The sequence below is a fragment of the Ruminococcus sp. BSD2780120874_150323_B10 genome (assembly GCF_015553695.1).
Classification (GTDB): Bacteria; Bacillota; Clostridia; order Oscillospirales; family Acutalibacteraceae; genus Ruminococcoides; species Ruminococcoides intestinale_A.
Map to the genome: position 1 here is coordinate 45,664 of NZ_JADNHD010000005.1, position 13,216 is coordinate 58,879.

12 protein-coding genes are annotated in these 13,216 nt (G+C 39.0%); 6 read left to right on the forward strand and 6 right to left on the reverse strand.

The genetic code is table 11. The annotated features are described in order from the left end of the window. Nucleotides 1-18: 18 nt before the first annotated feature. From I2E21_RS04655 to queA, 5 genes are all read right to left on the reverse strand, one after another. Nucleotides 19-2,154, reverse strand: a complete 2,136-nt coding sequence (locus tag I2E21_RS04655; protein WP_195410573.1) for a YARHG domain-containing protein — start codon at nt 2,152-2,154, stop codon at nt 19-21. A gap of 706 nt (nt 2,155-2,860) precedes the next feature. After that, entirely contained in the window at nt 2,861-3,253 is a 393-nt protein-coding gene (locus tag I2E21_RS04660) for a TIGR04086 family membrane protein (protein WP_022235072.1), read from the reverse strand. A 99-nt stretch (nt 3,254-3,352) separates the two neighbouring features. After that, the gene (gene yajC / locus I2E21_RS04665) at nt 3,353-3,769 is read right to left on the reverse strand and encodes a preprotein translocase subunit YajC (protein ID WP_195410574.1); all 417 of its coding nucleotides are present in this window, start codon (nt 3,767-3,769) and stop codon (nt 3,353-3,355) included. Nucleotides 3,770-3,851: 82 nt separating this feature from the next. Beyond that, nucleotides 3,852-4,982: a tRNA guanosine(34) transglycosylase Tgt gene (gene tgt, locus I2E21_RS04670; protein WP_195410575.1), complete on the reverse strand. Its 1,131-nt coding sequence runs from the start codon at nt 4,980-4,982 to the stop codon at nt 3,852-3,854. A gap of 45 nt (nt 4,983-5,027) precedes the next feature. Then, nucleotides 5,028-6,053, reverse strand: coding sequence for a tRNA preQ1(34) S-adenosylmethionine ribosyltransferase-isomerase QueA (queA, locus tag I2E21_RS04675; protein ID WP_186935103.1), 1,026 nt, complete (start codon nt 6,051-6,053; stop codon nt 5,028-5,030). A 242-nt stretch (nt 6,054-6,295) separates the two neighbouring features. Between queA and asd the strand changes: the two genes are divergently transcribed. The 6 genes from asd (at nt 6,296) to I2E21_RS04705 (ending at nt 12,179) form a co-directional block, all read left to right on the forward strand. Continuing rightward, nucleotides 6,296-7,387, forward strand: a complete 1,092-nt coding sequence (gene asd / locus I2E21_RS04680) for an aspartate-semialdehyde dehydrogenase (protein ID WP_347708279.1) — start codon at nt 6,296-6,298, stop codon at nt 7,385-7,387. A 60-nt stretch (nt 7,388-7,447) separates the two neighbouring features. Next, entirely contained in the window at nt 7,448-8,350 is a 903-nt protein-coding gene (gene dapA, locus I2E21_RS04685) for a 4-hydroxy-tetrahydrodipicolinate synthase (RefSeq protein WP_022235077.1), read from the forward strand. A 24-nt stretch (nt 8,351-8,374) separates the two neighbouring features. After that, entirely contained in the window at nt 8,375-9,142 is a 768-nt protein-coding gene (dapB, locus tag I2E21_RS04690) for a 4-hydroxy-tetrahydrodipicolinate reductase (RefSeq protein ID WP_022235078.1), read from the forward strand. A 731-nt stretch (nt 9,143-9,873) separates the two neighbouring features. After that, nucleotides 9,874-10,713: a transporter substrate-binding domain-containing protein gene (locus tag I2E21_RS04695; RefSeq protein WP_195410576.1), complete on the forward strand. Its 840-nt coding sequence runs from the start codon at nt 9,874-9,876 to the stop codon at nt 10,711-10,713. 2 nt (nt 10,714-10,715) lie between these two features. Further along, nucleotides 10,716-11,366: an amino acid ABC transporter permease gene (locus I2E21_RS04700; RefSeq protein ID WP_022235080.1), complete on the forward strand. Its 651-nt coding sequence runs from the start codon at nt 10,716-10,718 to the stop codon at nt 11,364-11,366. 12 nt (nt 11,367-11,378) lie between these two features. Beyond that, on the forward strand, nt 11,379-12,179 hold the full coding sequence (locus I2E21_RS04705) for an amino acid ABC transporter ATP-binding protein (protein WP_022235081.1): 801 nt from the start codon (nt 11,379-11,381) through the stop codon (nt 12,177-12,179). A gap of 119 nt (nt 12,180-12,298) precedes the next feature. On the opposite strand, the gene I2E21_RS04710 is transcribed toward I2E21_RS04705, so the two are convergent. Then, complete coding sequence (locus I2E21_RS04710; protein WP_195410577.1) at nt 12,299-12,931, reverse strand: 4'-phosphopantetheinyl transferase superfamily protein; 633 nt, start codon at nt 12,929-12,931, stop codon at nt 12,299-12,301. Nucleotides 12,932-13,216 lie beyond the last annotated feature (285 nt).

Consider the following 13,216-nt stretch of genomic DNA (forward strand, 5'->3'; position numbering starts at 1 on the left):
TTTTTGTGTCTGTGGTTATCAGCGAATACCCCTGCTCTTTTGCTCATTTATAATAAGCTGAATGTTAGCCTGCTCATATTCGTTAAATGTTACATTCTTAGAAAACTCCGAAGAAGTGTAGCGTGGTGTGTACCATGACTGTGAATTAAAGTAAGCGGAAAGCTCCGGGTCGGAGAATATCCAACCTCTCTTAGCGTAAATTTCATTGAGTGCAAGCTCAAGATTGTTGTCGCTAAGGTCTTTTACTTCTGACTGACTGATATATGAAGAATCGCTGTTTGCAAAGATAAAATTGTTTTCGGTCGCAGAACTCTGACTTGATTCTTCGGGTGCTGTGGTTTCGGGTTCAACATACTCTTCGCCGAGTGAAATATCAAGTGTAATTACAGTGCCCGGTTTTGCCTTTGTGCCTGATTCGGGACTTTGAGAAATTACATATCCCTCGCTGTAAAGTGTGCTGTAAAGGTGATTGCCCTCAGCAACCTTAAAGCCTTGCTCCTCAAGTTTATTTTTAGCGCTTTCGTAGTCATATCCGACAACTGAAATAATCTCTTTTTCCGCAACGGTTGTAGGTTGAGTAGTCGGTGCAACCGTCGTAGGTGGCACGGTAGTTGCCGCTGTTGTTATCTCGTCTGCCGTGGCAGGCTTTGTATTATTGATTTTTTCAGCAAAAATCTCATTGTAAACAATGCATCCGACAAAGCCGAGAACTGCAAGTATAATAATTACGCTGACCGTGATTATTGCAATTGCAGCGCCCTTTTTGCGTGGCTTTTCGTCCGTCTCTGCATTTTTTGCGTTTTTAGATTTATAATCAATCGGAATACTGCTTTTGATTTCATTCTTTTCGGGTTTCTGCTTTACAGGTTCCGGTTTCTTTGTTTCGGTTTCCGAAACGGTATTTTTTACAGGTTCTGCCTTTTTGCTGTCTGTATCGTCAATATCATCAAAGAACGAACCGTAATCCTTAGTAGATGCTTTTACTTGGGTATCGGGCTTTTTTGTTACCTCGTACTCGTCAAAAACATCGTTTGAAATAGGAACATCGGGAGCAACCGAATTTTCTTTTTCAGCAGTCTGCGGTTTAATTTTTGCGGTATCTTCCGAATTTGTTTCCGTAACCTTTACTTCATCTTTCTTAACAACAGGTACATCGGGTTTATTTTCAACAGGTTCTTTTGTTTCTTCCGGCTGTGTGGATTTTTCTGTATTATCTTCTGCTTTTTTGTCCTTTTCGGCTTTTTCTGCCTGTTCAAAAAGTGTCGGCACTGTGCCCGTTACTGCGGGAGTTTCTTTTTCTTCCTGTTTTTCCTGTGCTTTTTCGGGTTCTGCAGTAAGTTTTCCGCAAGAAGCAAGCAAAGCGTTTTTCATATTAACGGCATTTTTCCATCTGTTTTCGTTTTTCGGCTGAATAGCTATAACGATAATACTTTTCAGCTTTTCGTTGCCGTTTTTAGGAGCGGTAATTGCCGTACCGTCGGTACGCATTTTAACAGCTTCCGATTTAGTTGTAAGACCGCCCTCGAAAGGTAAAGCCTTATTGTTTGCAAGGCAGTACATAATAAGACCTACGGAGTAAATATCTGTAGTAAGGTCAGGATTTCTGCCTTCTGCAACTTCGGGTGCTGAGAAGTCAAGGTCAGATGCTTTACATTCAAAATCGGAAAAGCCTCCGAGCTTGTACTTACCGTCTGCGGTTACAAAAATATTTTCCGGGCGGATATTGCCGTGAAAAATATTTTTTTCTTCGAGAAACATAAGAATTTCAGCCATCTGCAAGCCAAAATCGGTAATTTCGTCGTCAGTAAAGTTTTTACTGCGCATTACTTTTGAAAGAGGTTCAAGTTCCTCTGTAGCAATATACATATCTGCTTTTTCTTTTGACGGATTATCATAAAGATAAGCGCCAAAGCAGGTGAAATATTCTTTTTTATCAGCTATGGAATTGAGAAAATTAACTTCATCTTCAAAAAAATCGGCTTTCTCATTGCTGTAGTGATTACCGTATGCAAAAATATGGAACAGGTTAGCGAAAACCTCGCCGCTGCTGTCTTTTTTTACAATTCGATATTTATTTTGCCCTTTCTTTTCGGAAACAAGCGAAGTGATTTTCCAATCTTTTAATTCTTCCGGTAATTTAATACCTCTGGCCATTTTTACACATCCTATCTATTACACAAATGTATTGTTTTCATATACCTTCATTACGGCACACTTCCGTATTATGCTATTATATCATATTACAGGATTTTTTTCTATATTTTTTTCTGAATAGTTTATGAATATTTTGTAAACAAACTTGTAAATTTTTACAAAAAACAGAGCTTTGATTCAAAAACTCAAAGCTCTGTCATATTTTGTATAAAGAAAATGTATAAAGAAAAATAATTAGTTCTGTTCTAAATGTTTGGATAATATTAATAAATTATGGTTTATTGCACGAGTTAAGCTAAATAATTTAAAAATATAGGTCAAGCCTTTTTAAAGGCTTGCGGGTTTGGGCAGCGCCCATAATATTTTCAAATATAGCAATTTATCGGGCGCAAACAGCGCAGCTGTTTGCGTGCTAAGACTAAGTTTGTTAAAACAGGCGATAGCTTTTTAGAAAATAAATGATTAACTTTTTCATTATATAACAAATGCTTTTTCTTGTTGCTGTCGCATTTAAAGGCTAACGCCGTTGTGTTTAAGCCGCCAAACAGCAGGCTGTTTGGCTATCGTTAGATTGCGTAAGCGAAAAGTATTTGTGGGCTTTGCCCACACCCACGACCTTTGAAAAGGTTGACCAAACTTTTATAATTGTTTGGTAAATTATTGCAAAAGAACCAAATAATTTATTAAAATCGTTAAAACTACATTTTTATTTTATAAATACCTTTTCTTTTTGATTAACTCCCAATACACCGCCCGCACAGCCGCAGATAAGCATTGCGCCGAGTTTAATCAGAGAAAGAGGGGTAAGTACGGCTTCGCTTTGCAAAAGCCCGATTACGGTAATAATTACAAATACCGCCGCTGCTGTGAGTAAACCGCATATTAATCCGGAAGATTTATTGACTTTTGCACAGATAAATCCGCCGCAGAATACCGACATAGCTGTGACTGCCACCATTATGTAGTCGGTAATATCGGCAGGCAGTAACCCCGAGGTTATTATCAGTACGGAGAACAGCGACATAAGTATAATTTCCGTAAGTGCGGATGTAAGTACACCTACAAAAACCGATTTTATGAGTTGTTTTTTATCAGACATAAAAATTCCCCCGAATAATATAAATATTAATATACTCATATATATTCGAGGGAAAGTTATTTAATTCAAAAACTAAGTGAATGAAACGAAAAGATTAGATTACTTGTCCTCTTCGTCCTTTTTCTTTTTACCGAAAAGACCTTTTTTCTCTGTCTTTTCTTCTTTTTCAGAAGATTTCTCTTTTGCGGGAGCTTCCTTAACTGTATCAACAGTAGAGATGCACCACTTTTTAAATTTCATTTTAACTCTGTCGGAACCTGTTTCAATAATGATAGCGTCCTCATCATCTTTAATTGCAACAACTCTGCCCATAATGCCGCCGATTGTTGTAATTTCATCACCAATTTCAAGAGAGTTTCTCATCTGTGCTTCTTCTTTTTTCTTCTTTGAGCTTGGGCGCAAAATAAAGAAGTACATTGCAGCGAATACCAAAACCCAAATAAGAATCATACCGTATGTACCGAAAGCGTTGCCCGAAGCAGCGTCAGCAAGTACAACCTGATTTAAAAAATTCATAGCAGTCATTCCTTTCATACATTACATTGATTATAACAGCTTTATATTAATCTTGCAAGAAGTTTTTTAAAAAATATCGATATTAAATTCTCACTCCGAGAATATTGCGATATTTATTGTAAAATTCTGTGAAAGTGCCGTTGTCAAGCTGTTCTCTGATAACTGCCGTAAGATTATTATAAAAGTACAGATTGTGAAGAACGGCGAGGCGCATACCGAGCATTTCACCGCTTTTGAGGAGGTGTCGTATATATGCTCTTGAAAAGTTTTGACAAACAGGGCAGTCGCAATGCTCATCAATCGGGCGTTCGTCAACTTCGTATTTTGCGTTGTTAATGTTGCGCACACCCTCCCATGTAAACAGCTGTCCGTGTCTTGCGTTACGGCTTGGCATTACACAGTCAAAAATGTCAATGCCTCTTGCGATTCCCTCAAGAATGTTTACGGGAGTACCTACGCCCATAAGGTATCTCGGTTTGTCTTTCGGTGCATAAGGCTCAACCGCTTCGATGATTTCATACATTTTTTCCGTAGGTTCTCCGACAGCAAGACCGCCTATTGAATAGCCCGGAAGGTCAAGGTCTGCAATTTCTTTCATATGATTAATACGCAAGTCATTGTAAATGCCGCCCTGATTTATGCCGAAGAGCATTTGCTCACGGTTGAGTGTATCTTCAAGCGAGTTAAGACGGTTCATTTCTGCTATACATCTTTTAAGCCAGCGTGTTGTACGCTCAACGCTTTTCTTTGTATAGTCATATGGAGATGGGTTTTCTACACACTCGTCAAAAGCCATTGCTATTGTAGAGCCGAGGTTTGACTGAATACGCATACTTTCTTCGGGTCCCATAAAAATTTTTCTGCCGTCAATATGAGAGTTGAAGTAAACGCCCTCTTCTTTAATATTTCTTAGCTTTGCAAGCGAGAAAACTTGAAATCCGCCGCTGTCGGTGAGGATAGGACCGTCCCAACGGGTGAATTTGTGAAGTCCGCCCATTTGCTTAACTTTTTCGTCACCCGGTCTTAGGTGCAGGTGATATGTGTTGCAAAGCTGAACCTGACATTTAATCTGTTTTAAATCAAGTGCGGAAACAGCGCCTTTGATTGCTCCGCAGGTGGCAACATTCATAAATGCAGGAGTTTGCACGGTGCCGTGAGGTGTAACAAATTCGCCTCGGCGAGCGTTTCCCTCTGTTTTAATAATTTTTAACATATTATAGAAATCTCCTTTTAATTCGCAATAATAATGTTTTTAATCTTAAGAAATGAACATTGCATCGCCGAATGAGAAAAATCTGTATTTTTCTTCAACGGCGGTTTTGTACGCATTCATTACATTGTCATATCCTGCAAATGCGCTTACAAGCATAATAAGTGTGCTTTCGGGCAGGTGGAAGTTTGTGATAAGTCCGTCAAGCACTTTAAACTCATAACCCGGATAAATGAATATATCCGTAAATCCCTCGCACGGCTTAATTTCTCCGTAGAATGACGCAACACTTTCAAGAGTACGGCAGGAAGTTGTGCCGACTGCAATTACTCTGCCGCCGTTTTTCTTTGTTTCATTAATAAGTTTTGCGGTTTCTTGCGGAATTTCGTAATGTTCGCTGTGCATTTTATGCTTTGTTACATCATCTACCTTTACGGGACGGAATGTTCCCAGACCGACATGCAGTGTAACATAAGCAATATTTACGCCTTTATCCTTTATTCTTTGCATAAGCTCTTTTGTAAAGTGAAGTCCTGCTGTGGGAGCGGCGGCAGAACCCAATTCGTGACTGTAAACTGTCTGGTAACGCTCTTTGTCTTTAAGTTCCTCCGTAATATAAGGAGGAAGCGGCATCTGACCGATTTTGTCAAGTGTGCTGAAAAAGTTTTCGTCACATTCAAAGTCAACTATTCTGTTGCCGTCATCTTTTACTTCTGCAACGGTAGCTTTTAAAAGTCCGTCACCGAAAGTAAAAGAAGCGCCCTCTTTGGCTTTTTTACCGGGTTTGCAGAGAGCTTCCCAACGGTTGCCTGTAATCTGTCTTAATAATAAAAACTCGACTCTCGCACCTGTTTCATCCTTGATACCGTAAATTCTTGCAGGCAAAACCCTCGAATCGTTTGCCACAAGCAAATCTCCGGGGTTTAAGCTGTCTATAATATCGTAAAAATGCTTGTGGTCAATTTCACCTGTGTTTCTGTCAAGCAGCATAAGTCTTGAACTGTCACGGGGTTCGACGGGGGTTTGAGCGATAAGTTCTTTCGGTAAATCGTAATAAAAATCACTTGTTTTCATTTTTAGTTCCTCTCAAGAAAAAACCTCGAAAATGAGGCTGAAAATTTATAAAAATTGTGTTTGTGATTGCAAAAATAATTGACATTATAAATATTAAATGATATATTATAATTTAATATGAGCAGTTTGTGCGTTTGTTCGACAAAGCTCGGCATTGCAAAACACACTGTCTTAATAATATAATATTTTATCAAATAAGGCAACTGCTTTTTATAAAAAATATTTCATTCGGAGGAATTGTTGTGAATCAGAAGAAATTTAAAGTTGGTATTATCGGTGCAACAGGTATGGTTGGTCAGCGTTTCGCTCTCCTTCTTGAGAATCACCCATGGTTTGAGGTAAAGGTTCTTGCGGCAAGTGCAAGAAGTGCCGGTAAGAAATACGGTGATGTAGTTGAGGGAAGATGGCATATGACAAAGGATCTTCCAGAGAAATATAAAGATATGGTAATTGTTGACGCAGAGAATGTTGAAGAGGTTGCTTCACAGGTTGACTTCTGTTTCTGCGCTGTAAATATGAAGAAAGACGAAATCAAAGCTCTTGAAGAGAGATATGCAAAGGCAGAGTGCCCAATCGTTTCTAACAACTCGGCTCACAGATTTACTCCTGATGTTCCTATGGTTATTCCTGAGATTAATGCAGATCACCTTGAGATTATTGACGCTCAGAGAAAAAGACTCGGCACAAAGAGAGGCTTTATTGCCGTTAAGTCTAACTGTTCACTCCAGAGCTATGTTCCTGCTATCCACCCACTCAAGGAGCTTGGCGTAGATAAGGTTCTCGCTTGTACATATCAGGCAATTTCAGGTGCAGGCAAAACATTTAAGACATGGCCTGAAATGATAGATAATGTTATTCCTTACATCGGCGGTGAGGAAGAGAAGTCAGAGCAGGAGCCGCTCAAGATTTGGGGCCATATTGAGAACGGCGAAATCGTTAAGACAGACGATATTGCCATCACAGCACAGTGTATTCGTGTACCTGTTTCAGACGGTCACACAGCTGCTGTATTTATGTCATTTAAAGACGGCGTAAAGAAACCGTCTGTAGAAGAAATCATCAAGATTTGGAAATCATACAAGGGCAGAGCACAGGAGCTTGAGCTTCCGAGCGCACCAAAGCAGTTCTTACACTACTTTACAGAGCCTGATCGTCCACAGATTAAGAGTGAGAGAAACCTTGAGAACGGTATGGCTATTTCTGTAGGCAGACTCAGAGAAGACACACAGTATGATTACAAGTTTGTTTGTATGTCACACAACACATTAAGAGGTGCAGCAGGCGGCGCAGTATTGCTTGCGGAACTTCTTTGCGCTGAAGGCTATATGGACTGATTTAAGCCGTCAGCTTTATAAATTTAATTTTAAATTAAAAATCTTAAATGGAGGTAAATTATGGGAAATCACATTTTCACAGGTTCCGGTGTTGCTCTTGTAACACCTATGAATTCTGACGGCAGCGTAAATTATGATGTACTTGAGCAGTTGCTTGAATTCCATGTTGAAAACGGTACAGATGCCATTATCGCTTGCGGTACAACAGGCGAGGCAGCAACTCTTTCGGAGGAAGAACACTGCAAAGTGCTTTCTTTCGTGTCAGAGAAAATCAACGGAAGAATTCCTGTTATTGCAGGCACAGGCAGCAATGATACTTCAACTGCTGTTATGCTTTCTAAGTCTGCAGAGAAAACCGGTGCAGACGCACTCCTTTGTGTAACTCCATATTACAATAAAACTTCACAGGCAGGTCTTGTAAAGCACTTCAATGTAATTGCAGATGCAGTTGACCTTCCTATCATTCTTTATAATGTTCCTTCAAGAACAGGCTGTAACATTCAGCCAAAGACATATGAGGAGCTTTGCAAGCACCCTAATATTGTTGCTGCAAAAGAGGCAAGCGGCAATATTTCACAGGTTGCGCTCATTCGTTCACTTTGCGGAGATAATCTTGACATTTATTCGGGTAATGACGACCAGACAGTTCCGTTTATGTCACTCGGCGCTTTGGGTGTAATTTCAGTATTTGCAAACATTTGCCCTGCCGAAATGCATAAGATTTGTCAGCTTTGTCTTGAAAATGACTTTGCAGAGGCTCAAAAGCTCCATTTCCACTATCTTGAGCTTATGAACATTATGTTTAACGATGTAAATCCTATTCCGATTAAGACAGCTATGAACCTCTTTGGTTTTGACTGCGGTGAGTGCAGACTTCCGCTCGTTCCTATGAGCGCAGCAGGCTATCACGATCTTAAGGATTGCCTTGCTAAGTACGATCTTCTCGGCAAGCACGTAAAGTAATTCGTACAAAAGGGGAAGTTTAAAATGGTAAATATAGCTCTTGTAGGCTGTAACGGAAAAATGGGTAAGGCCGTTACTTCGGCTGTTCAGTCAAGAAATGACTGTGAAATTGTTTTCGGTGCAGATCCTTTCGGCACACCTGCATACGATTATCCTGTATTTGAGAGCCTTGCCGTATCAGACAAAAAGGCTGATGTTATTATAGATTTTTCAAATCCTGCATCTCTTGACGATATTCTCGCATATGCGCTTGAGAAAAAAATTCCTTGCGTACTTTGCACAACAGGTTATTCACCGGAGCAGGTTGAAAAAATAAAAAAAGCGTCGGAAAGCGTAGCTGTTTTCTATTCGGGAAATATGTCGCTCGGTATCAATCTTCTTATTGAGCTTTCAAAAGAGGCTGCAAAGATTCTCGGTGCGGCAGATTTCGATATTGAAATCGTAGAGAAACACCACAATCAGAAAATTGACGCTCCAAGCGGTACTGCACTTATGATTGCAGACGGCATTTCCGACACACTTGCAGAAGAACCGCAGTATGTTTATGACCGCCATTCTTACCGCAAAAAGCGTTCTAAGAATGAAATCGGTATTCACTCTGTAAGAGGTGGTACTATTGTTGGCGAACACGAGGTTATTTTTGCGGGTCACGATGAGGTTGTAACTATTTCACATCAGGCTCAATCAAAAGAGGTATTTGCAGTCGGCGCAGTAAATGCCGCTGTTTATCTTGCAGATCAGAGCGCAGGTATGTACAATATGGGTAATCTCCTTGCCGCAAAGCTCGGCTGATTATTTTAACTTTAAAACGGCACTTTTTATCAGTGCCGTTTTCTTTTTGGCTTTTTATAGTTTGGGGATAATTATGGTTTAGGGAGTGTCGGTCGGGCATTGAAATTTAGCTAACGCTAAATTATCCTCCAAAAAACAAATAAGTTTACTCAATTTTTTCAAAAATTGCGGGTTTGGGCAGAGCCCATAAAAATCTTCCGATATAACAATTTATCAGGCGCAAACAGCTCGCTGTTTGCGTGCTAAAACTTAAGCTTGAAAAAACAGGCGACAACCATTAAAAAAAGACCTATATAAAGACCTATATTTTATTAGTGAAATAACTAATTTCTTTTCTTGTTGCTGTCGCATTTAAAGGCTAACGCCATTGTGTTTAAGCCGCCAAACCGCAAGCTGTTTGGCTGTCGTTAGATTGCGTAAACTGAAAGTATTTGTGGGCTTTGCCCACACCCACAACCTTTGAAAAGGTTGACCAAACTTTTATAATTGCTTGTCGAAACAATTTGCTAAACCATTATTTATTATTTTTACCCCAACATTTAGAATAAAACAGGTTTGTTTTTTAAGAAACTGTTATCCGATTGCAATTTTGCAAACTTGCAGATTGTAATAATGTTATAAAATTTACGATAACAGGGAAAAATCTGTCGAAAACACTTTACTTTGCTAATGTGATAATGCTATAATATAGTGTAGCTTTTCGCTAAGTTAAATTATGGAGGAAAACATTTATGAAAAAGATTTCAGCTTTATTACTTGCAGGTGTTATGGCGGCAACTGCTCTTGCAGGTTGCGGCGGTTCAAATTCAACAACCGCTAAAGGTTCTTCGGAAACTGAAAACGATTGGACTTATATTCAGAATAAAGGCGAATTTGTAATCGGTATTACATATTTTGAGCCGATGAACTATATGGACGAAAACGGCAATCTCACAGGTTTTGAAACAGAGTTTGCTACAAAGGTTTGCGAAAAGATGGGCGTTACACCTAAGTTCCAGAAGATTGACTGGGATTCAAAGGAAGTAGAGCTTAATGCAAAGACTATTGACTGCATCTGGAACGGTCTTACAATTACAGAAGAGCGTAAGGAAAATATGAGCATTTCAACTCCGTATATGGAGAATAAGCAGGTTATGGTTGCTAAGGCAGACATTGCGGATCAGCTTACATCGGCAGATGCACTTAAGGGTAAGACTGTCGTTGCAGAGAAGAAGTCAGCAGGTGAAGAGGTTGCCCAGAGTGATGAATTCTTTACAAGCGCCGATTATGTTTCGGTTGACTCACAGGCAAAGGCTTTGCTTGAGGTTAAGTCAGGCACAGCTGATGTTGCGGTTATCGACTATGTAATGTCAATCGGTACACTTGCAGAGGGTTCTGATTATTCAGACCTCAAGGTAGTTTCTGACAAGGCTTTCTCACCTGAACAGTACGGTATCGCACTTCGTAAGGACAGCAAAGAAACTCTTGCAAAACTCAATGACGCTATTCAGGCTTGCGCCGACGACGGTTCACTTGAGCAGATTGCAGAAAAATATAATCTTCAGGATTTACTCCTTGTAAAGGCAAAATAATTATGAATCAGTTTATAAATGTTACAAACAGCCTTTTAGAGGGTTTTGGACAAAACTGCCTTATCTTTATAGTGACAATTCTTGCGGCTATGCCGCTTGGACTTATTGTTTCTATGGGTTCAATGTCAAAATTTAAACCGATTAAGTGGATTACAAAAACTTTTGTGTGGATAATCAGAGGCACACCTCTTATGCTCCAACTTTTTGTTGTGTTCTATGTACCACCGCTTATGACAAACGGCGGATTCAATTTTTCAAGAATAAATGCGGCGCTTATAGCATTTATTATTAACTATTCGGCATATTTTTCTGAAATATACCGTGGCGGTATTGAGTCTGTGCCAAAGGGACAGTATGAGGCAGGACAGGTGCTTGGTATGACTAAGCCGCAGATTTTCTTTAAGGTTGTGCTTATGCAGGTTGTAAAGAAAATCACAGCACCGATCGGCAACGAAATTATTACGCTTGTAAAGGATACATCACTTTCAAGCGTTATCGCTATTCCTGAAATTTTGATGATGGCAAAAGACTTCTCAATGCAGGGACTTATTTGGCCGTTGTTCTACTCGGCGGTATTTTACCTTGTGTTCTGCGGTGTTTTAACAATTCTTTTCTCGTTTATAGAGAAAAAGCTCGATTATTACAAAGGTTAAGGAGGGGCAGTTATGTCATTGTTAAGCGTTGAAAATATCCGTAAAAGCTACGGCAAAACTCCCGTCCTGAAAGACATCAGCTTTTCGCTTGAGAAAGGCGAGGTGCTTGCAATTATCGGTTCTTCCGGTTCGGGCAAAACCACACTTTTAAGATGCCTTAATTTTCTTGAAACTCCGCAGAACGGCAAAATCAGTGTAGGGGATAAGGTGCTTTTTGACAGCAATGATTCCGGCAAAAACAGTGAGTCGCAAATTCGCAAAAACAGACTGCATTTCGGACTTGTGTTTCAGTCTTTTAATCTTTTCCCACAGTACAGCGTAATTGACAATATTATGCTTGCTCCACACCTTGCGGCAAAAGAACAGATAAAGCAGACAGGCGAATATATGGGTGCGAAAAATCATAAAGACGCACAAAAAATTATCCGAGAAACCGCATTGAGCTTGCTCGAAAAAGTGGGACTTTCGGAGAAGAGCGAATCGTATCCCTGTAACCTAAGCGGCGGTCAGCAACAGCGAGTTGCCATTGCAAGAGCGCTTGCTCTTAATCCTGATGTTTTGTGCTTTGACGAGCCTACATCGGCACTTGACCCTGAACTTACAGGCGAGGTGCTCAATGTTATTAGAAGTCTTAAAACTTCTGACAGTACAATGATTGTTGTTACTCATGAGATTGAGTTTGCAAGAGATGTTGCAGATAAAATTATCTTTATGGCTGACGGTGTAATTGCCGAGCAAGGTACACCCGAACAAGTAATCAATAATCCGCAAAATCCGAGAACACAGGCATTTTTATCAAGATTCAATCATTAATCTACCTATTATAAAAACGCTCCGACTGTTTAATTGCAGTCGGAGCGTTTTGCTTTGCAAGTTATTGTTAGTACACGCTTTTAGTTAAATGATTATAAAACATTTTGAACAGAACTACTTTATAAGTAATTAAATTCAATTTCAAGCGGAGGTTCTTCTATACTGCATATGGCAAATGAATGATTTTTAAATTCAAAGTGGGTGATATAGCAATTTTTCTTCTTGTTATTTTCAGAAACGGTAATGGTATCTTTATTTATATTAATTTCAAAACTGTTGAGAGGTGTTCGCAATCCCTTGCCGCTCTGCTTTATATAACTTTCTTTAATCGTCCAAAGTTTGTAAAATGCATTGCTTGTATTTTCCGAATGAATAATATAATTGTATTCATTTTCGGTGAAAAATCTTTTTGCAATGTCAAGGCGAGGTTTTTTAATGATTTCAACATCACAGCCTATCTCCTTATCGGAACTGACTCCGAAAGCAAAGTTACCGGAGTGAGACGCATTAAAGAAAATTTTATCAACATACGGTTTGCCGTTACTGCCGTAATAAATTGAATTTATGTCAATATTATTCTCATTGAGAATTTTATTTATAATTAAACCTGCTCCGAGCGAGCGTTTGCGATCGTCGGCAAGTTTATATCTTAGTATCTTTATTTGCCTTTCTTGAGGTAAAAGAGAAATTTTACCGTTATCATTCAAGGGGTCGCAAAGAACTGAAATATCAGCTAAATAGAGCTTTATCAATGTTTTCACCTCATCTTTTAGTGTAATTATAGTATTATTTTTGTTTTTAGTCAATCGTAATAGATATATTATTCTGTTTATGAAAAATACAACTTTGTTAAAAAAGTCAAAATTTTGTTCTAAGTATCCTTTTATAATAGTAAAGATGATTAACTAATGCAAAAAGCAAATGAAGAAAATGTAAACATATGTTCTAACTATTGTGATATATAGACAAAAATATCAACTTTAAATTAGTTGATATGTACATTTGAGTAGCATATTGTACAAATAAATATTTTAAAA